Source organism: Rugamonas brunnea, assembly GCF_014042345.1.
Lineage (GTDB): Bacteria > Pseudomonadota > Gammaproteobacteria > Burkholderiales > Burkholderiaceae_D > Rugamonas > Rugamonas brunnea.
Genome location: NZ_JACEZT010000011.1, coordinates 94,463 through 120,817, shown reverse-complemented (window position 1 = coordinate 120,817; position 26,355 = coordinate 94,463). Strand labels below are relative to the sequence as shown.

23 protein-coding genes are annotated in these 26,355 nt (G+C 64.3%); 17 read left to right on the top strand and 6 right to left on the bottom strand.

What is annotated here, in order from left to right; all coding sequences use genetic code 11:
• The first annotated feature begins 84 nt into the window (after nucleotides 1-84).
• The 5 genes from H3H37_RS17085 (at nucleotide 85) to H3H37_RS17065 (ending at nucleotide 5,309) form a co-directional block, all read left to right on the top strand.
• Nucleotides 85-402 (top strand): hypothetical protein, encoded by a 318-nt coding sequence (locus tag H3H37_RS17085; RefSeq protein WP_220456482.1) that lies wholly within the window; start codon nucleotides 85-87, stop codon nucleotides 400-402.
• 75 nt (nucleotides 403-477) lie between these two features.
• Nucleotides 478-1,977: a putative porin gene (locus H3H37_RS17080; protein WP_182164666.1), complete on the top strand. Its 1,500-nt coding sequence runs from the start codon at nucleotides 478-480 to the stop codon at nucleotides 1,975-1,977.
• A gap of 9 nt (nucleotides 1,978-1,986) precedes the next feature.
• Complete coding sequence (locus H3H37_RS17075) at nucleotides 1,987-2,904, top strand: metal ABC transporter substrate-binding protein (RefSeq protein WP_182164664.1); 918 nt, start codon at nucleotides 1,987-1,989, stop codon at nucleotides 2,902-2,904.
• Entirely contained in the window at nucleotides 2,901-3,683 is a 783-nt protein-coding gene (locus tag H3H37_RS17070) for a metal ABC transporter permease (protein ID WP_182164662.1), read from the top strand. The genes H3H37_RS17075 and H3H37_RS17070 overlap by 4 nt, the downstream gene beginning before the upstream one ends.
• A gap of 255 nt (nucleotides 3,684-3,938) precedes the next feature.
• Entirely contained in the window at nucleotides 3,939-5,309 is a 1,371-nt protein-coding gene (locus tag H3H37_RS17065; RefSeq protein ID WP_182164660.1) for a tetratricopeptide repeat protein, read from the top strand.
• A gap of 60 nt (nucleotides 5,310-5,369) precedes the next feature.
• On the opposite strand, the gene H3H37_RS17060 is transcribed toward H3H37_RS17065, so the two are convergent.
• A complete protein-coding gene (locus tag H3H37_RS17060) occupies nucleotides 5,370-7,130 on the bottom strand; it encodes a GGDEF domain-containing protein (protein ID WP_229218895.1) in 1,761 nt (586 codons plus the stop codon).
• A 299-nt stretch (nucleotides 7,131-7,429) separates the two neighbouring features.
• On the opposite strand from H3H37_RS17060, the gene H3H37_RS17055 reads away from it, so the two are divergent.
• The 4 genes from H3H37_RS17055 to H3H37_RS17040 all read left to right on the top strand — a co-directional run bounded on the left by H3H37_RS17055 (nucleotide 7,430) and on the right by H3H37_RS17040 (nucleotide 14,334).
• Complete coding sequence (locus tag H3H37_RS17055) at nucleotides 7,430-8,071, top strand: methylamine utilization protein (protein WP_182164656.1); 642 nt, start codon at nucleotides 7,430-7,432, stop codon at nucleotides 8,069-8,071.
• A 20-nt stretch (nucleotides 8,072-8,091) separates the two neighbouring features.
• Nucleotides 8,092-10,509: a putative bifunctional diguanylate cyclase/phosphodiesterase gene (locus tag H3H37_RS17050; RefSeq protein WP_182164654.1), complete on the top strand. Its 2,418-nt coding sequence runs from the start codon at nucleotides 8,092-8,094 to the stop codon at nucleotides 10,507-10,509.
• A gap of 117 nt (nucleotides 10,510-10,626) precedes the next feature.
• Nucleotides 10,627-12,789 (top strand): prolyl oligopeptidase family serine peptidase, encoded by a 2,163-nt coding sequence (locus H3H37_RS17045; RefSeq protein ID WP_182164652.1) that lies wholly within the window; start codon nucleotides 10,627-10,629, stop codon nucleotides 12,787-12,789.
• A gap of 342 nt (nucleotides 12,790-13,131) precedes the next feature.
• Nucleotides 13,132-14,334, top strand: a complete 1,203-nt coding sequence (locus H3H37_RS17040; protein ID WP_182164650.1) for an ammonium transporter — start codon at nucleotides 13,132-13,134, stop codon at nucleotides 14,332-14,334.
• 124 nt (nucleotides 14,335-14,458) lie between these two features.
• Here H3H37_RS17040 and H3H37_RS17035 read toward each other — a convergent pair whose 3' ends face one another.
• The gene (locus tag H3H37_RS17035) at nucleotides 14,459-14,812 is read right to left on the bottom strand and encodes a MerR family transcriptional regulator (RefSeq protein WP_182164648.1); all 354 of its coding nucleotides are present in this window, start codon (nucleotides 14,810-14,812) and stop codon (nucleotides 14,459-14,461) included.
• Between the two features lie 85 nt (nucleotides 14,813-14,897).
• Here H3H37_RS17035 and H3H37_RS17030 point away from each other — a divergent pair, with 85 nt between their 5' ends.
• Nucleotides 14,898-15,350 carry a hypothetical protein gene (locus tag H3H37_RS17030; RefSeq protein WP_182164646.1) on the top strand — a complete coding sequence of 151 codons (453 nt, stop codon included), beginning with the start codon at nucleotides 14,898-14,900 and terminating at the stop codon, nucleotides 15,348-15,350.
• A gap of 44 nt (nucleotides 15,351-15,394) precedes the next feature.
• Here the strand turns inward: H3H37_RS17030 and H3H37_RS17025 are convergent, their stop codons facing one another.
• On the bottom strand, nucleotides 15,395-15,973 hold the full coding sequence (locus H3H37_RS17025) for a helix-turn-helix domain-containing protein (protein WP_182164644.1): 579 nt from the start codon (nucleotides 15,971-15,973) through the stop codon (nucleotides 15,395-15,397).
• A gap of 258 nt (nucleotides 15,974-16,231) precedes the next feature.
• Here H3H37_RS17025 and kbl point away from each other — a divergent pair, with 258 nt between their 5' ends.
• The 7 genes from kbl to H3H37_RS16990 all read left to right on the top strand — a co-directional run bounded on the left by kbl (nucleotide 16,232) and on the right by H3H37_RS16990 (nucleotide 24,388).
• A complete protein-coding gene (kbl, locus tag H3H37_RS17020) occupies nucleotides 16,232-17,446 on the top strand; it encodes a glycine C-acetyltransferase (RefSeq protein WP_182164642.1) in 1,215 nt (404 codons plus the stop codon).
• Nucleotides 17,447-17,466: 20 nt separating this feature from the next.
• Nucleotides 17,467-18,429: an NAD-dependent epimerase/dehydratase family protein gene (locus tag H3H37_RS17015; protein ID WP_182164640.1), complete on the top strand. Its 963-nt coding sequence runs from the start codon at nucleotides 17,467-17,469 to the stop codon at nucleotides 18,427-18,429.
• A 46-nt stretch (nucleotides 18,430-18,475) separates the two neighbouring features.
• Nucleotides 18,476-19,867, top strand: coding sequence for an L-serine ammonia-lyase (locus tag H3H37_RS17010; RefSeq protein ID WP_182164638.1), 1,392 nt, complete (start codon nucleotides 18,476-18,478; stop codon nucleotides 19,865-19,867).
• A gap of 120 nt (nucleotides 19,868-19,987) precedes the next feature.
• Nucleotides 19,988-21,466, top strand: coding sequence for a threonine synthase (gene thrC, locus H3H37_RS17005; RefSeq protein WP_182164636.1), 1,479 nt, complete (start codon nucleotides 19,988-19,990; stop codon nucleotides 21,464-21,466).
• 23 nt (nucleotides 21,467-21,489) lie between these two features.
• The gene (locus H3H37_RS17000) at nucleotides 21,490-22,716 is read left to right on the top strand and encodes a molybdopterin molybdotransferase MoeA (RefSeq protein WP_182164634.1); all 1,227 of its coding nucleotides are present in this window, start codon (nucleotides 21,490-21,492) and stop codon (nucleotides 22,714-22,716) included.
• 46 nt (nucleotides 22,717-22,762) lie between these two features.
• Nucleotides 22,763-23,020 carry a molybdopterin converting factor subunit 1 gene (gene moaD / locus H3H37_RS16995; protein WP_182164632.1) on the top strand — a complete coding sequence of 86 codons (258 nt, stop codon included), beginning with the start codon at nucleotides 22,763-22,765 and terminating at the stop codon, nucleotides 23,018-23,020.
• 129 nt (nucleotides 23,021-23,149) lie between these two features.
• Complete coding sequence (locus H3H37_RS16990) at nucleotides 23,150-24,388, top strand: TIGR03862 family flavoprotein (protein WP_182164630.1); 1,239 nt, start codon at nucleotides 23,150-23,152, stop codon at nucleotides 24,386-24,388.
• A 191-nt stretch (nucleotides 24,389-24,579) separates the two neighbouring features.
• On the opposite strand, the gene H3H37_RS16985 is transcribed toward H3H37_RS16990, so the two are convergent.
• Genes H3H37_RS16985 through H3H37_RS26055 form a run of 3 tightly spaced genes read right to left on the bottom strand, consistent with a single transcriptional unit; the run spans nucleotide 24,580 to nucleotide 26,323 of the window.
• The gene (locus H3H37_RS16985) at nucleotides 24,580-25,392 is read right to left on the bottom strand and encodes a head GIN domain-containing protein (protein WP_182164628.1); all 813 of its coding nucleotides are present in this window, start codon (nucleotides 25,390-25,392) and stop codon (nucleotides 24,580-24,582) included.
• 4 nt (nucleotides 25,393-25,396) lie between these two features.
• Entirely contained in the window at nucleotides 25,397-26,170 is a 774-nt protein-coding gene (locus tag H3H37_RS16980) for a DUF1700 domain-containing protein (protein WP_182164626.1), read from the bottom strand.
• A 27-nt stretch (nucleotides 26,171-26,197) separates the two neighbouring features.
• Nucleotides 26,198-26,323 carry a hypothetical protein gene (locus H3H37_RS26055; protein WP_255459151.1) on the bottom strand — a complete coding sequence of 42 codons (126 nt, stop codon included), beginning with the start codon at nucleotides 26,321-26,323 and terminating at the stop codon, nucleotides 26,198-26,200.
• Nucleotides 26,324-26,355: the final 32 nt, after the last annotated feature.

Sequence of the window (26,355 nt, the reverse complement as noted above, 5' to 3'; positions counted from 1 at the left end):
CCTTGTGCCGATCGCATTACAATACGCCCATCGTTTTCCGTTAGTTGCTAATTTGTGAACGTCCGCCGCACCTTTGCTTATGTGATGCTGTCGCTTCTGCTGGTACTGTCCCAGCAGATGGGGATCTCGCATGCGCTGTCGCACTGGTCCGGCAATGGCAACGGCCGCGTGTCGGCCAGCGCGGGCGAGCGGCAGGGCCGCGTCGCGAAATCGCTGGCACTGGACCAGAGCTGCGAGCAATGTCTGGCGTTCGCCCAGATCGGCTCGGCGCTCGACACGGCCATCCATTCCTTCCCGGCTACGCGCGCTGGCGCCGTGGCCGTCGTCGTCGGCACGGAAACGTCGTTCTGCCGGCGCACCGTCTGCGTCTTCCATTCCCGCGCCCCGCCAGTCCTGGCCTGATTGAAAACCACCGTCGTTCCGTCGCCCTGCCTGGCAGGCGGCGGCGCGCATCATTTCATTCAAAAAAGGACCAACATGCTGAAACGCAGCATTATGGCGCTCGCCGTGAGCGCCGCCGTGGCCGCGCCTGGCGCGCACGCGGCCGACAAGTCGGAAAAGAAAGAACTGGCGGCGATCCGTGCCCAGATCGCCCAGATGCAAAAGGATTACGAGGCCCGCCTGCAATCGCTGGAGCAGCGCTTGCAGCAAGCCCAGGCCGCCACGGCCGCCGCCCAGGCCCAGCTGGCGACCTTGGCCCCCGCGCCCGCCGCCCAGCAGCCCGCGTCAGCCGCGGCCCAGCAGGACGCGGCGCCCGCACCGGCGCCGGCAGTTGCGACGGCAAGCACGATGGGGGCGGCCGCTTCCGCCGCGCCCGCCGCGCCGATCGGCGGCGCCGCGCCGCCGGCCAACCTGTTCAATCCCAACATTTCCATGATCCTCGGCGGCACCCTGCAGAACCTGTCGCAGGACCCCACGCAATACCGCTTGCAGGGCTTCATTCCCAGCGGCGGCGAAGCGGGACCGGGCAAGCGCGGCTTCAGTCTCGGCGAGTCGGAGCTGACCATGGCCGCCAATATCGATCCGCAGTTCGCGGGCCAGCTGACCTTCTCGCTGGCCGGCGACAACACGCTGAGCGTGGAGGAAGCGTTCATCCAGACCCGCGACATGCCCAATGGAATCAACCTGAAGGCGGGCCGCTTCCTGTCGTCCATTGGCTACCTGAACAGCCAGCACGCCCACACCTGGGACTTCGTGGATGCGCCGCTGGCCTACCAGGCTTTCCTCGGCGGCCAATACAAGCCGGACGGGGTGCAGGCCAAGTGGCTGGCGCCGCTCGACCAGTTCCTGGAAATCGGCATGGAAGCCGGCGACGGCGCCGCCTATCCGGGCAACGACCGCAACAAGAACGGCGTGGGCGCGTGGAGCGTGTTTGCCCACGTCGGGGACGACATCGGCGATTCGGCCAGCTACCGCGCCGGCCTGTCCTATCTGCACACGGGCGCGCAGCAGCGCGGCTACGAGGATGGCGGCCTGAACTACGCGTTCAGCGGCAAGTCGGCCACCTGGATCGCCGACGCCATCTACAAGTGGGCGCCCAATGGCAACTCCACCCGGACCAACTTCAAGCTGCTCGGCGAATACTTCCGGCGCAAGGAAGATGGCAGCCTGGACTATGCCGCCGGGACGGCCGACGCGGCCAACGGCGCCTACCGTAGCGAGCAGTCGGGCTGGTACGTACAGGGCGTCTACCAGTTCATGCCGTACTGGCGCGTCGGCGCCCGTTACGACCGCCTGTCGTCTGGCACGCCACGCATCGGCCTGGTCGACAGCGGCGCGCTGGCGCTGGCCAGTTTCCCCATCCTGGAAGGTTACAACCCCACGCGCAGCAGCGTGATGGTGGACTACAGCCCGTCGGAATTCTCGCGGCTGCGGTTGCAACTGGCACGGGACCAGTCGCGCCCCGGCGTCACCGATAACCAGATTTTCCTGCAATACATTATGAGTCTGGGCACGCACGCTGCCCACGCTTTCTAAGGAGCTGCCATGCTGAAACAACGTCACATCCTGCTGCGGGCCGCCATCGCGTGCGCGAGCGCCATGTTCTGCCTGCCATCCCATGCCACCGTCAACGTGCTCGCCTGCGAGCCGGAGTGGGAGGCCCTGACCACTGAACTGGGCGGCGACAAGGTCAAGGTGTCGAGCGCCACCAACGCGCTACAGGACCCGCACCGTATCGAAGCGCGGCCCAGCCTGATTGCACGCACCCGCAATGCCAACCTGCTCGTGTGCACGGGCCTGGAACTGGAAGTGGGCTGGCTGCCGGTGCTGATCCAGCAGTCCGGCAACGGCAAGATCGCGGCTGGCCAGCCCGGCAATTTCGAAGCCGGCGCCTATGTGCCGCGCCTTGATGTGCCAGGCAAGGTGGACCGCAGCGAAGGCGATGTGCACGCGGCCGGCAATCCGCACATCCAGCAGAACCCGCACAATATCGCGCTGGTGGCCGTGGCGCTGGCCAAGCGGCTGGCGGAACTGGACCCGGCCAACGCCGCCTACTACCAGTCCCGCCAGAAGGACTTCGCGGCGCGCTGGGACGCGGCTATGCTGAAGTGGGAGAAGCAGGCTGCGCCGTTGAAAGGCGTGGCCGTGGTCGAGCACCACAAGAACATGGAATACCTGATGAACTGGTTGGGCCTGCGCCAGGTGGGTACGCTCGAACCAAAGCCGGGCGTGGAGCCGAGCGCGGCCCACTTGTCGGGCTTGCTGGGCCAGTTGCAGCACCAGCCTGCCCGCATGGTGTTGCGTGCCGCGTACCAGGATGGCCGCGCCTCCCAATGGCTGTCCGAGCATGCGAAGATTCCCGCCGTCGTGCTGCCGTTCACGGTGGGCGGCGACGACCGCGCCAAGGACCTGTTCGGCCTGTTCGACGACACGGTGCAACGCCTGATGGATGCCAATAAATGACGGCCGTATCGTTTGACCTGTTGATCATCCTGCCGGCGCTGCTGGCAGGCTTGCTGGTGCTGGTCACCCACATTCCGCTGGGCGCCCAGGTGCTCAAGCGTGGCATCGTCTTCATCGACCTGGCCATCGCCCAGATCGCCGCGCTTGGCGTCATCATCGCCGGCGTGGCCGACTTCGATCCGCAAGGCTGGGCCGTGCAGGTGGCCGCCGCGCTGGCGGCCGTGCTGGGCGCCGTGCTGCTGACCTGGACCGAGAAGCGCTGGCCGGAAGTGCAGGAAGCGCAGATCGGCGTGATGTTCATCCTGGCCGCCACGGCTGGACTGCTGCTGGTGGCGCACAACCCCCATGGCGGCGAGCATTTGCAGGACTTGCTGGCCGGCCAGATTCTGTGGGTGCGGTACGACCAGTTGCTGGTGCCTGCCATCGGCACTGTCGTCATCAGCGCGCTGCTGTTGCTGTTCCGGGATAGGCTCAGCCGCCTGGGTTTCTACCTGATCTTCGCGCTGGCCGTGACGGCCTCGGTGCAGCTGGTGGGCGTCTACCTCGTGTTCACCAGCCTGATCGTGCCCGGCCTGGCCGTGCGTCACTACGCGGGCAGGAAGCGGCTGGTGCTGGCCTACCTGATCGGCGCCGCCGGCTACGCGAGCGGGCTGGTGCTGTCGACCCTGTTCGATTTGCCATCGGGCGCACTGATTGTCTGGTGCCTGGCGATACTGGCCATGCTGGTCTACGCGGCAGGCCCCAAACGCCAGGGTACACTCTCCAGCCGCCACGGCTAAGCGCAAGCTGGCGCATCCTCGCGCCGGGCCAGCCGCCTTCCTCGGGCTACGGCTGGCCCGGTTCGCCTGCCAAATGTTTCCATCAGAACAGCAAATGATAACAATTTGCCATGTCATTTGCGCTGCCTCAAAACCGCACGCCCACGTCAATTTATAATTTAGACAACATTGTTACGCATTGCCGGTGCGCGTACGCTATCGTTTAGGCGGGCGCATCCCGGCGACGGCGCCAGATGGGGCAGCTGGAGGTGTCGCATGAAAAACCTGAACTCAGCCAAGGACAGCTACGATAGCTACGTCTGGTTTCGCGACGCGGCCGAACAGGGCAATCCCTACGGACAATTCAACCTGGCGCTGCTGTACAAGACGGGCCATGGCGTCGCGCGCGATGATGCCCGCGCGTTCCACTGGATGCGCGCGGCCGCCGAGCAGGGACTGGTGTTCGCGCAAAATCATCTGGGGGCCATGTATTACAACGGCCGCGGCGTGGTGGCCAGCGACCTGGAAGCGGCGCGCTGGTTCCGGCGCGCGGCCAACCAGGGCGACGCGTCGGCCCAGCAGAACCTGGGCATGATGTACAAGCGCGGGCGAGGCGTGCCCCGTAGCGACGAGATGGCGCTGGCCTGGTTCTATCGCGCCTCGGAACAAGGTGTGGCCAGTGCCCAGACCCTGCTCGGTGAAGCCTACGCCCAGGGATTGGGCACGCGGCGCAACTACGCGCTGGCGCTGGCCTGGTTCCGCAAGGCGGCGCTGCAAGGCGATGCGACGGCCCAGCTTAACCTTGGACTGATGTACAAGCGCGGCCAGGGCGTGACACCCAGTGATGCGCAGGCGCTGGCCTGGTTCCGCCAAGCCGCATCCCAGGGCGATGCGGTGGCCCAACGCCAGGTCGGGGTGGCCTATGCCCAGGGAAGGGGCGTGGCGCAGGATGCGACGCGCGCCTACGCGTGGCTGGCGCGGGCGGCGGAACAGGATGACACGGACGCACAGTTTAACCTCGGCATCATGCTGGCCACCGGCCGGGGAGTGGACCAGGACGAGGCGCGCGCTTGCCGCTGGTATCAGCGGGCCGCCGATGCCGGCCATGCGCTGGCCCAGTACAACCTCGGCGGTATGTACGCGCATGGGCGCGGCGTCGAGCGCGACCAGGCGCAGGCGCTGGCCTGGTATCAGCGCGCGGCTGAGCAGGGCACGGCCAACGCGCAGTTCAATGTCGGTGTCATGTACGCCAACGGGAACGGCGTGCCCAAGGATGAGGAAAAGGCGGTGGTCTGGTATCGCACGGCGGCCGACCAGGGCGACGCCAGCGCCCAGAACAATCTCGGCGTCATGTATGCCAATGGCCATGGCGTGGCGCAGGACGACGTGCAGGCTGTGTTGTGGTATCGCAAGGCGGCTGACCAGGGCCATCCGCTGGCCCAGTACAACCTGGGTGGCATGTACAACGGGGGGCGCGGCGTGCCGCGCGACGTGGTGCGCGCGCACATGTGGGTGTCGCTGTCGGCCGAGCATGGCGACGAGACGGCTGACAACCAGCGCAAGCTGATCGCGCGCACCATGGCGCCGGCCGAACTGGCGTCGTCCCACGAACTGCGGCGCCGCTGGCGGGCCGAGCACCGCGGCTGAGCAAGCAAGAGGCGGGGCGGCCTGCCCCATGGCCAAGCCACAGGGCATGGCGCCACCGCGCTAGCGGGCTGGCTGCTGCCGGCGGTCCAGGAACAGGCTGTTGCCGTGGATTTTCTTGGCCTGCTTCTTCGCCTCGGCAGCCGCCGTGGCGATCTGGTGGTGCGAGTAATACTGGTGTGGTTCGACCTTGATCGCGCCCAGCGATAAGCTCATCAGCGCGTAGAACACTTTCTTGCCCTGGCGGTCCTCGCTCAGGTAGCCGCCGCGCTCCCAGTCTTCCAGGCTGTAGTAGTCGCGCGCGCCGTGTTCGAACTGGGCCAGCATGGCCTGGCAGCGCGCTTCCCAGTCCTCGCTCTGGAACAGGATCATGAAATCGTCACCGCCGATATGGCCCACGAAATCGCGGTCGGGGTCGCAATGGTCGGTGAGGATCTTGCCGGTGCGCTGGATCACGTCGTCGCCGCGCCGGTAGCCATACACGTCGTTGAACGGCTTGAAGTGGTCGAGGTCGCAATAGCAGACCCAGAACCGTGTGCCACTTTCGAGCAGACGATCGATGTGCTCGTTGATGGGCACGTTGCCGGGCAACTGGGTCAGCGGATTGGCGTAGCGCGCTGCCGTGATCTGCATCTGCGTGATTTCGCGCATCAGGTCGTGGCCCGTGCCCATGCCCAGGTATTGGCCATTCTCCGTGATGATGAAGCCATTGAACAGGTGGTGGGCGTCGGCCTGCACCATGGTGAAGCTCAGGTCTTGCAGGCTGGTGTCCTTGTCGGCGATCAGCGGCTTGCTGTCCATGAAGATGCGGCAGGATTTCTTACCGTACAGTTCGCGCTGGTAGGGGCGGGCGAAGTGATCGATCATGTCGAAGCGGCTGATCAGGCCCAGCGGCTGGCCGTCCTCGACCACGGGAATGATCAGCAACTTCGGTTCGCGCATGAACAGCTCGTACACCTCGTTATTGCTCATCGACGGTGGCACGGCAGCCACCTTGTGCAACAGCTTGACGATGCTGGCGCCGTTCTTCTCATTGCCGCGCTGCGGGTAGACGGCCACGCCGTTGCGGGCCAGCGCCTTGGCCACTTCGGCCGGCACCGCCTTGGCCGGCTGGCTGTGGGGCCGTCCGAGGTGGTAGCCCTGGCCGAACGCCACGCCCAGGTCGCGCAGCACCAGCAGCTCCGCCTGGGTTTCGATGCCTTCGGCGATCACCAGCGTGTCGGACTGGTCGGCGATTTCCTGGATCGAGCGGACGAACTGGAGTTTGACCGGGTCGTTATTGATGCCCTGGATGAAGTGCATGTCGATTTTGACGAACTCGGGCCGCAGTTCCGACCACAGGCGCAGGCTGGAAAAGCCCTCGCCCAAGTCGTCGATGGCGATCTGGAAGCCCATGTTGCGGTAATGCAGCACCGCCTCGCGCATCAATTCGTAATCGTAGGTGGGCTGGTTTTCGGTCAGCTCGATGATCACCCGGCCCGGATCGATGCCGGCCTGCTGAATATATTCCAGCGTTTCCCCGTGCGGCGCGTCACGCTGCAACAGGCATTCCGGGCTGACATTGAGGAACAGTTTGCCCGGCAGATTCAGCTCCGCGAAGCGCTCCAGCACCACCTTGCGGCACAGGTGCTCCACTTGCACGGTCAGGTTGTTGGCGCGCGCCACCTTGAACAGGTTCATCGGCGCATGCAGCGGGCTGTCGGACGGCCCCCGTATCAGCCCCTCGTAGGCGATGATCTCGCCCGTCTGCATGTGCACGATGGGCTGGAACAGGGCGCTGAGCTGGCGTTGGGCGATGATGTCGTGTAAGTGCTGACGCAACATTTCCTCCTCTTCCAGCGCGGCTACCGGCGCGGGCGCCGGCGGTTTCAGATAGGTGATGGTGGCGGAGGTGGGGGCGGGGCGGGTGCCGGGGAGCGCCAGGGGTAGGGGATTCACGATGCTTGCCATGGACGGTAGATTGCTGCACATGCTAACCGGTAAATGTGACAAGGGTATGAAATGGAAGAAACATGCGGTGCAGCACTTATTGCTCAGCAGAAGCGAATTTTTGCGGAAAACGTAGACGGGAACTATTTGGCAGGCGCTACAATGCCTGTTCCATGTCTTCATCAGGCCGCCCGATGTCCCAGAAATTCGCCCTGTCATCCGCCATGCTGGCGCTCGCGTGCTGTGGCGCCGGCCATGCCGCCGTCCTGACGGTGCAGGTTGTCGACGCCGGCGGCGCCGCCCTGGCCGACACGGTCGTCTACGCCGAGCCCGAAGGCGGCCAGGCGCCCAGGACCACGGCGTCCGGCGAAATCGCCCAGAAAGGCTTGAAATTCATCCCGCTGGTGACGGTGGTGCAAACTGGCAGCAAAATCTACTTCCCGAACCGTGACAAGGTCCGGCATCACATTTATTCGTTCTCGCCCGCCCATAAGTTCGACCAGAAGCTGTATTCGGGCGAGGAGGCAGCGCCCCAGTTGTTCGACAAGGCCGGCACGGTTGTACTTGGATGCAATATCCATGACAAGATGCTGGCCTTCGTCAAAGTGGTCGATACACCATACTTCGCCAAGTCCGACAGCAGCGGCGCCGTGCGCCTGGATCTGCCGGCCGGCAAGTACACGGTCAAGGCCTGGCACTACAACACGGCCGGCGGCCTGACGCCGGAGCAGCCGGCGCAGATCAAGGCCGGCGACGCCGGCGCGGCGCTGGAATTCCGGCTGACCATGAAGCCGGGCGCCATCGACCCGGACGCGGCCAGCCGCCCTTATCCCTGAACGCTGAACGGAGCCGCACCATGCATTTTCGCAGCCTGGAAAGCCGTATTGTTACCCTGTTCCTCGCCCTGATCGTGGCGGTGCAGGTGATCGGCCTGCTGGTGATCCAGCGCGGCATCGACAGCAATGCGCGCCAGTCGATCAGCAGCGAATTGAACAACGGCACCAAGGTGTTCCGCCGCCTGCTGGACCAGAACGCGCAAAGCCTGCGTTTCGGCGCCCGGCTGCTGGCGCGCGACACGGCCTTCCTGGCCGCTATCGGCAACAACGACGAGGGCGACCGCGCCACCATCGAATCGGCGCTGGTCAACAGCGGGCGACGTATCAAGGCCACCTTGACCATGCTGGTGAGCGCCGAGCGCCATGTCAGCGTCTCGACCAACAACGCGCAGGCGGCGGCGCTGGAGCCGCTCGTGCTGAGCATGCTCGACGCGGCCGAGCAGGGCGACGGCGCCAACGGCATCGCCATCGTGGAACGGCGGCCGTACCAGATCGTCGTCATGCCCATCAAGGCGCCGATCACGATAGGCTGGATCGTGATGACTTTCCCCATCGACCGCCAACTGGCGACCGATATGCGCGAGGTCACATCGCTGCACACGACCATCCTCACCCATGACCCGAAAAACGGCTGGCTGGCCGTCGGCTCCACCTTCCTCGCGCCGTCCGTGGGCGCGGCCGTCGAACAGTTGCAGGCCTTGCCCCAGGTGCCGACCGGCCCGTTCGACCTGACGGTGGAGGCGAGCAAGTACAACGCCCGCCTGCTGTCGATTGGCCAGGATGGCCCGCAAAGCGCCAGTGTGATGCTGGCGCGCTCCATCGACGAGGCCACGGAAGACTACCAGCGCCTGGAACGCTGGCTGATCGGCCTGACGCTCGCCGGCATCGCCGTCTCCGCCGTCGCCAGCGTGCTGACGGCCAAGCGCATCGCCCAGCCCCTGAGCCAACTGGCCGTCACGGCCAAGCGGCTGGAGGAGGGCGATTACCAGGGCCAGATCGACGTCACGCGCCAGGACGAGATCGGCGCGCTGGCCCATGCGTTCGACAGCATGCGCGACGGGATCGCGCGCCGCGAGCAGGAGATTTCCCGCCTCGCGTACCGCGACACGCTGACCAACCTGCCCAACCGCGCCCAGTTCCTGCGCCTGCTGAACGAGGCGCTGGGCGAGGCGCGCAAACAGGACGGCTGCGTGTACGTGCTGATGATGGACCTGGACCGCTTCAAGCACGTCAACGACGTCATGGGCCAGAGCTTCGGCGATGCGCTGCTGCGGCAGGTGGCCGACCGGCTGCAAAAACTGCTGGCCAGCCAGCGCCATGTGTCGCCACAGGTGGCGCGGCTGGGCGGCGACGAATTCGCCGTGCTGCTGCCGGGAGCGACGCTGGAACAGGCGCGCAGCCTGGCGGCCGACATCGCGCAGACGCTGGAGACACCGCTGTCGCTGGACGACCAGATGGTCGACATTGGCGCCGGCATCGGCATCGCCGGCTATCCCGCCCACGGCGCGGATGCGGAGGCGTTGCTGAGCATGGCCGAGGTGGCGATGTACGCGGCCAAGCTGCGCAACGACGGCGCCGTGGTGTACGACAGTTCGATCGACAAGGGCAGTGAGCAAAGCCTGTCGCTGCTGACGGAGTTGCGCACCGCCCTGGAGCGCGACGAGTTCCGCCTGTTCGTGCAGCCGAAGATCCATTTCGATACGGGCAAGGTGGTGGGCGCGGAGGCGCTGGTACGCTGGGTGCATCCCGAGCGCGGCAACGTGTTCCCGGACGAATTCATTCCCTTCGCCGAGCAGACCGGCTTTATCCGCAAACTGACGCGCTGGGTGCTGGAGCAGTCGGCGGCCCTGTGCCAAAGCCTGGACGCAGCCGGCATCCAGTTGAAGGTGTCGGTCAACCTCTCCACGCGCGACCTGATGGACCAGGACTTGCCCGCCAAATTCCGCGACATGCTGGAACGGCGCCGCCTGTCGGCCGCCTCGTTCTGCCTGGAGATCACCGAGAGCGCCATCATGGACGATCCGGTGCGCGCCGAGCAAACGCTGGCGCGCCTGCATGCGATGGGCGTGGAACTGTCGATCGACGATTTCGGCACCGGTTATTCGTCGCTGGCTTACCTGAAGCGCCTGCCCGTCAACGAACTGAAGATCGACAAGTCGTTCGTGCTGAACATGGAGAGCGATGCGGGCGACGTGATGATCGTGCGCTCCACCATCCAGCTGGGCCACAACCTGGGGCTGCGCGTGGTGGCCGAGGGCGTGGAGAGTGAAGCGGTGTGGCACCAGCTGAAGAGCATGAACTGCGACCAGGGCCAGGGCTACTATATGAGCCGTCCGATCCCGGCCGATCAGCTGCTGCTGTGGATGCAGCAGTGGCGCGCGCCGGAGCCGGTCAGCGTGCCCGTGCCGGTGGTCGCCAGCCTCACGCTGGCCAAATAAAACACGACTTGCCAAGTTATCTAACGTTTCAAATTTGCATCGAAGCACGCTATCATCGCCGGGCGCGCGGGCCACGGAGCCGGCGCCGCCACGTTCAACGATGACACGGAACCCCACATGCAAATACGAAGCGCATCCCTGATTTTCACCCTGATCGCTGGCCTGGGCGGCAGCGCCGCAGCGCAGGATTGCCCCGCCAACGGCCATGGCCTGCAATACCCGTCCACCCGCACGGTGGACCAGCAGGACAACTACCACGGCACCACCATCGCCGATCCTTACCGCTGGCTGGAGGACGCCAACAGCGCCGATACCCACGCCTGGGTGGAAGCGCAGAACCGGCTGACGCAAGGCTACCTGGCCCAGATCCCCGCGCGGGACGCGATCCGCGCGCGCCTGACCAAGCTGTGGAATTTCGAGCGCTTCAGCGTGCCGTTCAAGGAGGGCGGCCGCTACTTCTACAGCCGCAACGACGGCCTGCAGAACCAGTCCGTGCTCTACACCATGAAGACGCTGGCCGACACCCCGCGCCTGCTGCTGGACCCGAACACGCTGGCCGCTGACGGCACCGTGGCGCTGGCCGGTCTGGCCGTGAGCCCGGATGGCAAATACCTGGCCTACAGCACGGCCGCATCGGGCTCGGACTGGAACGAAATCCGCGTGCGCGACATCGACACCGGCAAGGATACGGCCGACCATATCCAGTGGGTCAAATTCTCGAACACGGCCTGGCTGCGCGACGGCTCCGGCTTCTTCTACAGCCGCTACGACGCGCCCAACGAGGCGACCAAGCTGGCCGATGTCAACTACTTTCAGAAGCTGTACTTCCATAAACTGGGCACGCCGCAAAGCAGCGACACGCTGGTCTATGAGCGGCCGGACCACAAGGACTGGGGTTTCAGCGGCGACGTCACCAACGATGGCCGCTACCTGATCATCACGGCCTCACAGGGCACGGAGCGCAAGAACCGCCTGTACTACAAGGATTTAAGCGCCAAGGATGGCAAGGTGGTGCCGCTGCTGGAAGACTTCGACGCGGCCTACAACTTCATCGACAACGACGGCCCCGTGTTCTGGTTCCGCACCGACCTGAAGGCGCCGCGCGCCCGCATCATCACCATCGACACCCGCAAACCGGAGCGCGCCAACTGGAAGGAGATCGTGCCTGAGAGTGCGCGCACGCTGGTATCGGCCAACATCGTCAACCAGCAACTGGTGGCCGATTACCTGAGCGACGCGCACAGCCAGGTCACCGTGTATGACCTGAACGGCAAACGGCTGCATGACGTGGAATTGCCCGGCATCGGTTCCGTGACCGGCTTTAGCGGCAAGCGCGCCGACACCGAGACCTTCTATTCCTACACCAGCTTCACCACACCATCGACCATCTACCGCTACGACCTCAAAAGCGGCAAGAGCAGTGTGTACCGCCAGCCTAAGGTGGACTTCGACCCATCCGCCTATGAAACGCGCCAGCAGTTCTACACCAGCCGCGACGGCACCCGTGTGCCCATGTTCATCGTCGCGAAGAAGGGCATGAAGCTGGACGGGAGCAACCCCACCTACCTGTATGGCTACGGCGGTTTCAACATCTCGCTCACGCCATCATTCTCGGTGGCCAACCTGGCGTGGGTGGAAATGGGCGGCGTGTACGTGATGGCCAACCTGCGCGGTGGCGGCGAGTATGGCGAGGAATGGCATGCGGCCGGCACCAAGCTGCGCAAGCAGAACGTGTTCGACGACTTTATCGGCGCGGCGGAATGGCTGGTGCAAAACAAGGTGACGTCGCCATCGCGGCTGGCGATCGGCGGCGGCAGCAATGGCGGCCTGCTGGTGGGCGCCACCATGACCCAGCGTCCCGATTTGTTCGCCGCCGCCATCCCGCAAGTGGGCGTGCTGGACATGCTGCGCTTCCACAAATTCACCATCGGCTGGGCGTGGACCTCGGACTACGGCTCGTCCGACAACGCGGACGAATTCAACGCGCTGGTCAAGTACTCGCCGCTGCACAACCTGAAAAAGGGCGTGTGCTACCCGGCCACCATGATCACGACGGCCGACCATGACGACCGCGTGGTGCCCGCCCACAGCTTCAAGTTCGCGGCCACGGCGCAGGCCGACCAGGGCGGCGCAGCCCCTATCCTGATCCGCATCGACACCAAGGCTGGCCACGGTGCAGGCAAGCCCACGGCCAAGCAGATCGACGAGGTGACGGACCGCTGGGGCTTCCTGACCCGCGCGCTGAAAATGGAACAGCCAACGCAAGTTGCAGGCAAGTAAATTTCACGCCTACCATCGTGCACCGTCAAGTCGCATGTCCGACAGGCCATGCGACTTGATGCACCAATTTGATCCACGCTCAGGCCCAACCCTGCTCGACCTGAAGACCTGAATCTCAGCGTTTGCGCGCCAATTCGATGCGTGCCGCACAATCGTAGTGCCGATCCTCGTCCATGATCGTGTCTGTATGCATCGTTTTGGTGCGTAGTGTTGCGCATCATACAAGCGAATTTTCAAACAGTAATAAAATCAAGTACTTACAAAATTGCACCAAAATGGTACGGTTATTGCTTAAGAGAATACATCTACATTTTTTGATGCATTCTTTTGGGGAGTAGTTTGATGGGTGGATTTAAAGAAGGCGCAGACGCACTGTTTATCTTGCTCGGCGCAATCATGATTCTGGCGATGCATGCGGGGTTCGCCTTCCTGGAACTGGGCACGGTCAGAAAGAAGAACCAGGTCAACGCCCTGGTCAAGATCCTGGTCGATTTCGCGATTTCGACCATCGCCTATTTCTTCGTCGGCTACAGCATCGCCTACGGCATCAACTTCTTCGCCGCCGCCGACGTGCTGTCTGCCAAGAATGGCTATGAGCTGGTCAAGTTCTTCTTCCTGCTGACCTTCGCCGCCGCCATTCCCGCCATTATCTCGGGCGGCATCGCGGAACGTGCGCGCTTCCACCCGCAACTGATCGCCACGGCCCTGCTGGTGGGCCTGGTCTATCCCTTCTTCGAGGGCATGGTCTGGAACCACCGCTTTGGCCTGCAGGAATGGCTGGTGCAGGCGTTCGGCGCCGAGTTCCATGACTTCGCCGGCTCGGTGGTCGTGCATGCGGTGGGCGGCTGGGTCGCGCTGCCGGCCGTGCTGCTGCTGGGTGCACGCCGTGGCCGCTATCACAAGAACGGCGCCATCGCTTCGCACCCGCCTTCGTCCATTCCGTTCCTGGCGCTGGGCGCCTGGATTCTGACGGTGGGCTGGTTCGGCTTCAACGTGATGAGCGCCCAGGCGCTGGACAAGATGAATGGCCTGGTCGCCGTCAACTCGCTGATGGCCATGGTGGGCGGCACGCTGGTGGCGCTCCTGATGGGCAAGAACGACCCCGGTTTCGTCTATAACGGCCCGCTGGCCGGCCTGGTGGCCGTGTGCGCCGGTTCGGACCTGATGCACCCGATGGGTGCGCTGGTGACGGGCGCCATCGCCGGCGCCATCTTCGTGACCATGTTCACGCTGGCACAGAACAAATGGAAGATCGACGACGTGCTGGGCGTATGGCCGCTGCACGGCCTGTGCGGCGCCTTCGGCGGCGTGGCGGCTGGCATCTTCGGCCAGAAGGCGTTGGGCGGTGTGGGTGGCGTGTCGTTCGGCGCGCAATGCGTGGGCACGGGCGTTGGCGTGGTGATCGCGCTGGCTGGTGGCGCCGCCATCTACGGCGCGCTGAAGGCAACGCTGGGCCTGCGCCTGGACCCTGAAGATGAATTCCAGGGGGCCGACCTGTCGATCCACCGCATCTCCTCCACGCCGGAGCGCGAGTCGAACTGGTAAGATAATCGCCGCCACGCTTCGGGCAAGGCTAGCGCCTGTGGCGTGGCGGCGGCCATCGTCTTCTTCACTTCGCGGTTGTCTGAAACATGAGGGGACAGCCGCTATCCCATCCCCGTTACGAAACTTAATCCCGTGACAGCGGGCATTGCTGCCGTACGCGTTCCAGTAGTTCCTTCCTGAGGCCCTGTAGTTCCGCGATCCGGTTCTCAATGTCTCGCACCTTTTCGGCGAGCAGTTCGGCCACCGCCGCATCCTGGTCCGGCGCGTTCCACACGGCAGACATGTGCCCGCCGATCTCAGCCAGGCTGAAGCCTAGCCTTTGTGCCGTGCGGATGTACGTTACGAGCTGGGCGGTCTCCGGCGCATAGTGACGATAGCCGTTGTCCGCGCGCGTCGAGCGGATCAGGCCCTGCTTTTCGTAGAAGCGCAAGGTGTCGCAACTGACGCCGGCAGCCCGGGCAATGGTGCCAATTTTCATTACTGCCTCCTCCTGCAAATCATGCTTGACCCTGGAGTGTACTCCAAGGTTTATTCTGACGTTTTCAATCGTAACGGAGAACAACATGATCGGCACACCCGCCTACCTGCACATCGTGCGCGCCAGCGCCTGGTATGACCTCGTGGTCACTATCGGTTTCGCCACGCCATGGACTTTCCTGGTCATACTGTCCGGCCTGGAAGCGTTGTCGCGTCTGCTTGGCATCACGGCAGGCTTCCCCACGTTCGAGCCGGCCCACATGCTGATGGTCAACCTGCTGGGTTCCATCGTGACGATCTGGTCGATCCTGCGGTTACGCGACCCGCAGGTGCAGTACGGACGGTATGACGCAGCCGGCCGCTTCCTCTTCTCGACCTGGCAGCTTTACGCCTTGGTCCATGGCGCCCATCCGATCGTATGGGGATTCCTGGTGATCGAAGTTGCGTTTGGCATCGCGCAAGTCTTGCCTATCGACGCAGGCCGTCGCGCCAAGCATGTCCCATCGCCTCAGACTGAGTCGGGCTGCCCGACTGCATAGTATCGTTCTACGTGATCAGACGGCGGCAATTGCGCAATATGCATTTAGCGGTGGATTACCACCAGCAAGGCTTTGGCTTCCGTCTTGCCCGCGTTGCGGATCGCATGCGGCACATCGGCCGCATAGCGCGCCGTGCCGCCCAGTTTCACTTTCTTCTTGTGCATCCCGGCTTCCACTTCCACCGAGCCATGCAATAACGTCAAGTGTTCGCTTGCACCCGGATCATGCGGCTGCGAGACCAGTTCGCCCCCCGGCGCCAGCGTCAGCTCGTACCACTCATATTTCCCCGCCAGTTCCATCGGGCCCAGGATGCGCAACACGTAGCCGGCATGCTGGCCGGGCAGGGTGGGGGTCTCGTGCGCGTCCACCACGCGGATCGGGTCGGTTTCCTTGTTGTCGCCGCTGGCCAGCAGTTCGCCGATCTGCACGCCCAGCGCGTTGGCCAGTCGCCAGGTGATGGCGATGGTGGGGTTGGCTTTCTCGCGTTCGATCTGCGACAGCATGGATTTCGATACGCCCGCGATGCGGGACAAATCTTCCAGGGTCAGGCCGCGGGCCAGGCGCAGGCGCTGCAGCGCCGCGCCGACCTCTGGTGGTGCGTTCGTAGAGACAGGTGTTTTCATGGTTTTATTTGGCCGAAGGGGTAAATGCTGCGTAATTCTGTCGGAAAAGGAGGGCAATAACCGCACGTGTGCGTATTGCGAAGTTCACTGGCCTTCGGTAAGATTCGATATATTGAATTTCGGTTCGAGATAGCGGATTTCGATGGCAGTCCGGAAAACAGGAGTAGACTTTCCTCCAGAGACGCCTTGAGAAACACGGTACAACATAGCGCACGGACAGGTCAAGCGACCAGCCGCGTCACCCCTACGAGGATCATCATGAGCGACCAAGCAAAGAACACCTTCTTCACCGGCCTGCAGCAGAATCTGGATCAGCTGCGCGAGCAGGGGCTGTACAAGCCGGAGCGTGTGCTGTCGTCGCGTCAGGGTGCCGAGGTGGTGAGCCAGGATGGCCGCAAGCTGATTAATATGTGCGCCAACAATTACCTGGGCCTGTCGGGCGAGGAGTGGGTGGCGCAGGCGTCCATCGCCGCCACCGAGAAGTATGGCTACGGCCTGTCCTCGGTGCGCTTCATCTGTGGCACGCAGACCGTCCACAAGCAACTGGAGCAGGCCATCTCCAGATTCCTCGGCACGGAAGACACCATCCTGTACGCGGCGGCGTTCGACGCCAACGGCGGCGTGTTCGAACCGCTGTTTGATGAGAACGACGCCATCATCTCCGACGCGCTGAACCACGCCTCCATCATCGACGGCATCCGCCTGTGCAAGGCGGCCCGCTTCCGCTATGCCCACAACGACATGGCCGACCTGGAAGTCCAGCTGCAGGCCGCCGCCGGCAAGCGCCACAAGCTGATCGTCACCGACGGTGTGTTCTCGATGGACGGCACCATCGCCCAGCTGGACAAGATCTGCGACCTGGCCGACAAGTACGGCGCGCTGGTCATGATCGATGAGTGCCATGCCTCCGGCTTCATGGGCGCCACGGGCCGGGGCACCCACGAACACCACAACGTGATGGGCCGCATCGACATTATCACCGGTACGCTGGGCAAGGCCCTGGGCGGCGCCATGGGCGGCTTCACGTCGGCGCGCAAGGAAGTGATCGACATGCTGCGCCAGAAATCGCGTCCCTACCTGTTCTCGAACACGCTGGCCCCATCCATCGCCGGCGCTTCGCTGGCCGTGCTGGAATGCCTGTCCGCATCGACCGAGCTGCGTGACCGCCTGCACGAGAACACCGCCTACTTCCGCAAGGAGATCGAGCGCATCGGCTTCACCATCAAGCCGGGCACGCACCCGGTGGTGCCGGTGATGCTGTTCGATGCGCCGGTCGCGCAAAAATTCGCCGCCCGCATGTATGAACTGGGCGTGCTGCTCAGCGGCTTCTTCTACCCGGTGGTCCCCATGGGCCAGGCGCGCGTGCGCGTGCAGCTGTCCGCCGCGCACACCCGCGAGCAGCTCGACACCGTCCTTAAAGCATTCGAACAGGCTGGCCGTGAACTTGGCCTGCTGCCGACCAAAGCACAATGAAAATCGTCAGGAACAACAACATGGAACGCATACTCGTTATTGGTGCCAACGGCCAGATCGGCAGTGAACTGGTGGAGGCGCTGGCCGCCCAGCACGGTGCTAACAATGTGATCGCCAGCGATGTCAGCCCCACCAACGTCCACAAGGCCGAGCGCTACATCCAGCTCAACGTGCTGGACAAGGACGCGCTGGCAAGTCTGGTGGCGGAACACGGCATCACCCAGGTCTACCAACTGGCGGCCATGCTGTCCGCCACCGGCGAAGCGGCGCCGCTGAAGGCGTGGACGCTGAACATGGACGGTCTGCTCAACATCCTGGAAGTTGCACGCGGGCGCAACGCCGTCGGCAAGCCGCTGCGCATTTTCTGGCCGTCGTCGATCGCCGCCTTCGGCCCCAACACGCCCGCCGACCAGACCCCGCAGCTGACGGTGATGGACCCGACCACGATATACGGCATCAGCAAGCTGGCCGGCGAGCGCTTGTGCGAATACTACTTCCTCAAGTATGGCGTGGACGTGCGCAGCATCCGCTACCCCGGCATCATCAGCTACAAGTCGCCTCCGGGCGGCGGCACCACCGATTACGCGATCTCGATCTTCCATTCGGCCCTGCGTGGCGAGTGCTATGAGTGCTTCCTCGGTCCGCAGTCCACGCTACCGATGATCTATATGCCGGACGCGATCCGCGCCACCATCGAACTGATGGACGCGCCGGCCGGGCAAATCAAGGTGCGTTCGGCCTACAACGTGGCCGGCGTGTCCTTCAATCCGGAGCAACTGGCGGCCGCCATCGCGCGCAAGGTGCCCAATTTCCGCATCGCCTACAAGCCGGACAGCCGCCAGGCCATCGCCGACACCTGGCCCAAGAGCCTGGACGACAGCGCCGCCACCGCCGATTGGGGCTGGACCGCGCGCATCGGCATCGAACAAATGGTGGACGACATGCTGGCCAACGTGGACGTCAACCTGGGCAAGGCCGCCTGACCGGCCAAAAACAATAAAAACCATATAAAACATAGCGAGACAAACGATGGACATGAGCGTATTTGACCTGTTTAAGATCGGCATCGGGCCATCGAGCTCCCACACCGTGGGTCCGATGGTGGCCGCGCGCCGCTTCCTGGTCGATTGCGGTCCGCTCGAAGATGTGGTGTCCGTCGAAGCTTCGCTCTATGGTTCGCTGGCCCTGACCGGCGTGGGCCACGCCACCGACAAGGCGGTCATCCTTGGCCTGATGGGCGAAACCCCGCAAGGCGTGGACCCGACCCGGGTGGATGCCATGCTGGCAGCCGCCGAGGAGGCGGGCGAACTGGCGCTGCTGGGCCACCACAAGGTGCCGTTCAAGATGGCCACCGGCCTGCTGTTCCACAAAACGGAATCGTTGCCCGAGCACCCGAATGGCATGTGCTTCACCGTCAAGCGGGCCAACGGCAGCACCGTCAGCAAGGTGTATTACTCGGTCGGCGGCGGCTTTATCCGGGAGCAGGGCGAGGGTCAGGAGACGTCTGCCCGTCCGGCCAGCGCCATTCCCTACCGGTTCGACACCATGGCCCAGTTGCTCGAACACGGCAAGGCCAGCGGCCTGACCATCCCGCAGATGTTGCGCGCCAACGAGTGTGTCAAGATCAGCAACGAGGAGCTGGATGCGGGCGTGGACCGCATCTGGCAAGTGATGCGCGACTGTATCGCCCACGGTCTCGATACCTCCGGCCAGCTGCCGGGCGGCCTGCATGTGAAGCGCCGCGCCGCCAACCTGTGGCGGCAGGCGAATGATCCCAAGGCCTTGAACAACCACGCCAACGATCTGCCGCACGACGCGCTGCACCAGGTATCGCTGTACGCCATGGCCGTCAACGAGGAAAACGCGGCCGGCGGGCGCGTGGTGACGGCGCCCACCAACGGCGCGGCCGGCATCATCCCGGCTGTGCTGCGCTACTACGCGGAAGACTGCCATCCCAGCGACCCGGTGACGGGCGTGCGCAATTTCCTGCTCACGGCGGCCGCCATCGGCATGCTATGCAAGCGCAATGCGTCGATCTCGGGCGCCGAAATCGGCTGCCAGGGCGAGGTGGGCGTGGCCTGCGCGATGGCGGCGGCGGGCCTGGTGGCGGCGCTGGGCGGCAGCAACCAGCAGATCGAAAACGCGGCCGAAATCGGCATCGAACACCATCTGGGCATGACCTGCGACCCGATCGGCGGCCTGGTGCAAATCCCTTGCATCGAACGCAACGGCATGGGCGCCGTGAAAGCCATCACGGCCGCTTCGCTGGCGTTAAAGGGCGACGGCACCCATTTCGTGAGCCTGGACGAAGTGATCGAAACCATGCGCCAGACGGGCGCCGACATGCAGGCCAAGTACAAGGAAACCTCGCTGGGCGGGCTGGCGATCCACGTCATCACGGTCAATCACGCCGCATGTTGATGGATTTTTAATACCCGTAAAACAACGCGAATTTCACGGGAAGGGTCCGGCCGCACTATAATATGAGCCCATCGCATCGTTTTGCCACACGCTGTTCGCTCAACTGGACCTTTCTACTCTATGCAATACGTGTCTACCCGCGCCGCCGCATCGGCCGCTTCCTCGTCTTCCCAACAATTTTCCGACATCCTGCTGGGCGGCCTCGCGCCTGACGGCGGCCTGTATCTGCCGACCGAATATCCGCAAGTGACGGGCGCCGAACTGGATAAATGGCGCCAGCTGTCCTACGCCGACCTGGCCTACGAGATCCTGCGGAAGTTCGCGACCGACATTCCTGAAGCTGACCTGCGCGCCCTGACGGCCAAGACCTACACCAAGGAAGTCTATTGCAACGCCCGCAAAGGCGAGAAGGCCAGCCAGATCACGCCGCTGCGCGTGCTCGAAGAGCGCGAAGATGGCTCGCGCCTGGTGCTGCAGGCGCTGTCGAACGGCCCCACGCTGGCGTTCAAGGACATGGCCATGCAGTTGCTGGGCAACCTGTTCGAATACACGCTGGCCAAGCACGATGCGCAGCTCAACATCTTTGGCGCCACCTCCGGCGACACGGGCAGCGCGGCCGAATACGCGATGCGCGGCAAGAAGGGCATCCGCGTGTTCATGCTGTCGCCGCACAAGAAGATGAGCGCGTTCCAGACCGCGCAGATGTTCAGCCTGCAGGACCCGAACATCTTCAACATCGCCGTCGAAGGCGTGTTCGATGATTGCCAGGACATGGTCAAGGCCGTGTCCAACGACCTGCCGTTCAAGGCCAAACAGAAGATCGGCACCGTCAATTCCATCAACTGGGCCCGCGTGGTGGCGCAGGTGGTGTACTACTTCCGTGGCTACCTGTCGGCCACCACCAGCAACGACCAGAAGGTGTCGTTCACTGTCCCCTCGGGTAACTTCGGCAATATCTGCGCCGGCCACATCGCCCGCATGATGGGCCTGCCGATCGACAAGCTGGTGGCCGCCACCAACGAGAACGACGTGCTGGACGAATTCTTCCGCACCGGGGTGTACCGCGTGCGCAAATCGGCCGAGACCTACCACACCAGCAGCCCGTCGATGGACATCTCGAAAGCCTCCAACTTCGAGCGCTTCGTGTACGACCTGGTGGGCCGTGACGGCGACCGCACCCGCGCCCTGTTCCAGAAAGTGGAAACGCACGGCGGCTTCGATTTGTCGGGCAAGCCAGGCAGCGATGGCGATGAATTCAAGCTGGTGGCCAAATATGGCTTCAAATCCGGCAAATCGACCCACGCGGACCGCGTGAACACGATCCGCGACGTGGCCGACGACTACGACATCACCATCGACACCCACACGGCCGACGGCATCAAGGTGGCGCGCGAGAACATGGAAGCGGGCGTGACGATGATCGTGCTGGAGACGGCGCTGGCCGCCAAGTTCAACGAAACCATCCTCGAAGCGCTGGGTGTGGACGCGGAACGTCCGGCCGGCTTCGAGAACATCGAAGCGCTGCCGCAGAAGTTCGTCGTCATGCCGGCCGATGTCGAGAAGATGAAAGCCTACATCGCCGCCAACACCGGCCTGTAAGCGCGCTAAGGAGTACGCCAACCATGAGCGAATACAAGCCCAAACCGATGCTGGCGGTCAGCGAGGCGCTGGCCTTCATGCTGTCGGCCGCGCGTCCCGTGGCTGACGTCGAGGTCATCCCCACGCTGGAAGCCAATGGCCGGGTGCTGGCCAAGGCCCAGGTGTCGGAGATGAACGTGCCGGGGCAGGACAATACGCAAATGGATGGCTACGCGGTGCGCTCGGCCGATTGCGCCGACGGCGCGGCCACGCTGACGGTGTCGCAGCGCATCCCGGCCGGCCACGTGGGCCAGCCGCTGCTGCCCGGCACGGCGGCCCGCATCTTCACCGGCGCGCTGATCCCGGAAGGGGCGGATGCCGTCGTCATGCAGGAGCAGTGCGAAGCGACCGGCAACCTGGTCACCGTGCGCCATGCGCCCAAGCCAGGTGAATGGATACGCCGCGCCGGCGAGGACATCACCAATGGCAGCATCATCCTGCCGGCAGGCACCCGGCTGCGCAGCCAGGAACTGGGCCTGGCCGCCTCTGTCGGCCTGGCGCAACTGCCGGTGCGGCGCAAGCTCAAGGTGGCCGTGTTCTTTACCGGCGACGAGCTGACCATGCCGGGCGAGCCGCTGGCGCCGGGCGCGATCTACAACTCCAACCGCTTCACGCTGCGCGCGCTGCTGGAAAACCTGGGCTGCGAGATTAGTGATTACGGCATCGTGCCCGATTCGCTGGACGCCACCCGTGCGGTGCTGCGCGACTGCGCGCAGCAGAATGACCTGATCATCACCTCGGGCGGCGTGTCCGTCGGCGAGGAAGACCACATCAAGCCGGCCGTGGAAGCGGAGGGCAAGCTCAATATGTGGCAGATCGCCGTCAAGCCGGGCAAGCCGCTGGCCTTTGGCGAAGTGCAGCAAGCCTTCTTCATCGGCCTGCCGGGCAATCCCGTGTCGAGCTACATCACTTTCCTGATGTTCGTGCGGCCGTTCATCTTGCGCCTGCAGGGCGTGGAGGACAGCCGGGCGCTCACGCCGCGCGCCTATCCACTGCGCGCCGATTTCGACTGGACCAAGCCGGACCGGCGCAATGAATTCCTGCGCGCCCGCTTCAACGACAAGGGCGGGCTCGATCTGTTTACCAACCAGAGTTCCGGCGTGCTCACGTCGACCGTCTGGGGCGATGGCGTGATCGACAATCCTCCCGGCCGCAGCATCATGGCCGGCGACACGGTACGATTTATACCGTTTAGCGAATTACTGAATTAGTTCAACATTGAACCATTTCTGATCCACTTTTTAGATAGAAACGACGATGAATATTACGCTGCGATTCTTTGCCAGCGTGCGCGAAACGCTCGGCACCTCGACCGAAACGCTGGCGCTTCCCGCTGACGCCACGACGGTGGGCGACGTGCGCGCCCACCTGGTCGCACGTGGCGGCAAATGGGCAGCCGCGCTCGATGAAGGCCGCGCCTTGCGCATGGCCTGCAACCAGGTGATGTGCGCAGCCGATACCGCCTTGAGCGAAGGCTGCGAAGTGGCCTTCTTCCCACCGGTGACGGGCGGCTGAGCACCCAGCCCACCGGTACACCGTATCGCCACCCGACCTGGACACGCCGCATTCCCCGTCCCGCCCGGACTGACAGCCGCCACGCCAGCTTCGGGCCTGGCTTTCAACCACAGTTTTCGGAACGGCGCCATGCAGTCCAGTACCCCACAATTTCGTGTCGCCGTGATCGGCGGCGGCCCTGCCGGCCTGATGGCGGCCCAGACCCTGGCGCAGGGCGGGGCGCAGGTCGACCTGTACGACGCCATGCCCTCCGTTGGCCGCAAGTTCCTGCTGGCCGGGCGCGGCGGCATGAACATCACGCACGCTGAACCCTACCCCGATTTCGTCACCCGCTACGGCAAGGCCGCCGAAGCGCTGCGCCCCATGCTCGACGCGTTCGGCCCGCAGGATGTGCGCGACTGGGTGCATGGCCTGGGCGTGGATACCTTCGTCGGCACCTCCGGCCGTGTCTTTCCGACCGATATGAAGGCGGCGCCGCTACTGCGCGCGTGGCTGCACCGGCTGCGCGAGCAGGGCGTGCGCTTCCACATGCGCCACCGCTGGCTGGGCTGGCGCGACGGCGCGCTGTTGTTCGCCGGCCCTGATGGCGAACTGACGGTGCAAGCCTATGCGGCCATCCTCGCGCTGGGCGGCGGCAGTTGGGCAAGGCTGGGGTCGGACGGCGCGTGGCTGCCCTTGCTGGCCGGGCGTGGCGTGGCGCTGGCGCCACTGGTGCCTGCCAATTGCGGTTTCGACGTGGCTTGGAGCGAGCATTTCAGCAGCCGTTATGCTGGCCACCCGTTGACGACGGTCGCGATCCTGTCGACCGACGCGCACGGCAAACCGTTGCGCAAACAGGGCCAGTTCGTGGTCACTGCGGGCGGAGTGGAGGGCAGCTTGATCTACGCACTGTCGGCCGCGTTGCGCGACCAGATAGCGGCCAACGGCAGCACCACCATCTTCCTCGACCTGCTGCCAGATTTGACGGCGCAGCGGGTGCTGGACGAGGTGCAGCGCCCGCGTGGCGCGCGTTCCATGTCCAGCCACCTGCAAAGCCGGTTGGGCATCAAGGGCGTGAAGGCAGGCCTGCTGCGCGAGTGCATCAGCGCGGAGGAATACGCGAATCCGGAGCGGCTGGCGCAAGCCATCAAGGCGCTGCCGGTACGCTTGCTGCGGCCACGTCCCATCGATGAGGCGATCAGCAGCGCCGGCGGCGTGCGTTTCGATGCGCTGGACGGCACCATGTTGAAGGCGGTGCCGGGCGTGTTCGTGGCCGGCGAAATGGTCGACTGGGAAGCACCGACGGGCGGCTATCTGCTGACGGCCTGCCTGGCCGGCGGCCTGGCAGCGGGCCAGCAGGCGCTGGCGTGGCTGCGCGCCGGGCATTGAAGATTGAAGGTACTCAGAAGTACGTCGTTCCCGCGCAGGCGGGAACCCATAGGCCGCGTGCTTTGAGGATGAGCATGGAGGGAGTGCAGGCAATGCATGGATTCCCGCCTGCGCGGGAATGACGAATTGGCTGTTTTTCGAGGCGCCGCGAAGCCATGCGGACGCGTCGAAACCTTTGTGGCGTCAAGCGCTCACTGATCCCACGTCACTTCGCCTGACCCGGTGCGGCTCACGTTGCGGTTATCCGGATTGCCGTGCACGCGGATGTCGCCGCTGCCGCGCAGCGTCAGGTCAGCTTTCTGTTTGGCGAAAACGGCCGTCGTGCCCGAGCCGTTCAGGTTCACGCTGACCTGGTCCGAGGCCAGGTGCTGGGCGTCGAGGTCGCCCGAGCCAGTCAGCTCCGCGTTCAGTGTCTTGCAACTGCCGCTGGAAGTGATCTGGCCGGAGCCCACCATCTCCAGCGCCACATGCTCGCTGTTGCCCGCGTTCAGGTTCAGGTCACCCGTGCCATGCACGCCGGCCGCCAGGTTCTTGTAACGGCCGTTGAAGGTCACGTTGCCCGACCCGTGCAGCGCCAGCTTGAATTTCTCGCCACTGAAGCCGTTGACGGTGGCGTCGCCGCTGCCGTGCACATTTAGTTCGCGCAGGTCGGGCAGCACCATTACTACCTGCAGCGGCAGGCGGTGGTGTAGCAACATGCCCTTGGGGCCGATGTGGACGGTGTTGCCGTCGAGCGCAGTCTCCACGTTGCCCAGCAGGCGCTGCTCGCCGCGCACCTTCATGTAGGGCGTGTCGCCCTGGGTCAGCGTCAGGTCGATCGGCCCATTCAGCTCGACGGTGTTGATTTCCTTGCCTATCTTGCGCACTTCGCTGCCGGGCGCGCGGCCGGCGGCGCTGGATGGATTGCTGCGTCCATACGAGCGCAGCATGCTGTAGGACACGCCGATCAGCAGGAATGCCAGCAGCAGCAGGCTGGCGGCGACTTTGATTAATCCTCGCGTCATGGCGTCAGTGTCCTCGCAGCAGCGACATATTCATTTGCACGTAGCGCTTCAGCCCGGCCACGGTAAAGCGGGTGGCCACCAGGCTGAGCAGGCAAAGGGCGATCCCCGCCAACACCATGCCGAGGCCGACCAGGGCCTGCGTGGTGCGCGCGCCCTTGTCGAAATCCGTTGTCACGCGCAGGTCGCCGTTGGCCACGGCTTCGGCGCGGTCCAGCAGGCCCGCGCCCTGGTGTGCTTCGTCGCTGGCGTCGGCAGGCGGCGTATCGACGAACATCCGTATCCCCATCTTGCTGATGGCCATGCGCACCTCCAGCGTGGGATCGTCCGGGCCGTCATGGTCGATAATCGCCAGTTGCCGCAGCGGGCCTTCCAGCGCCAGTTCATTCTGGCCCGACAGGCCGCTGGCGGTGACGGCGATGCCGCAGATGTAGAAAGCGAACGCGCTGGCGTAGACGGCCATCAGCAGCGAAGCGTAGACCATGGCGGGGATGACCATGAACAGGTTGAACAGGGCCAGCCCGGCGAACGACATCAGCATGCGCAGCAGCGTTGCCGGATTCTTGCTTTGCTCGTAGGCGTGCAGGTGCCGGTTGGCGCGCAGCGTCATGGCGATCTTGCGCGGCTCATCGAGCTCGCGCGCGATCTCCGCTTCTTCGCGTCCCGCCACCAGGCCATCGATGAAACGCTGTTCGTAGTAAGCCAGGGTCTTGGCCACCGTGTCCGGCGGCAAACCCGTCATGGCCCGCTTGAGGGCGTCCAGATATTCCTGTTTGCTCATCTTGATGCTGCTTTACTTATCAAGTACTTATCGGTTATGCAACTGCGCGCTGTTTTGCGCCGCCGTTACTTGTTCCATTTGCACGATGGCCGCCGTGCTGGCGACCACCAGGGTCAGCACGGCGATGATTTTGAAGCTGAGCGCGATGTTCATTTCTGTCCCCGCTTGGGTGTGGCTGCCGATGA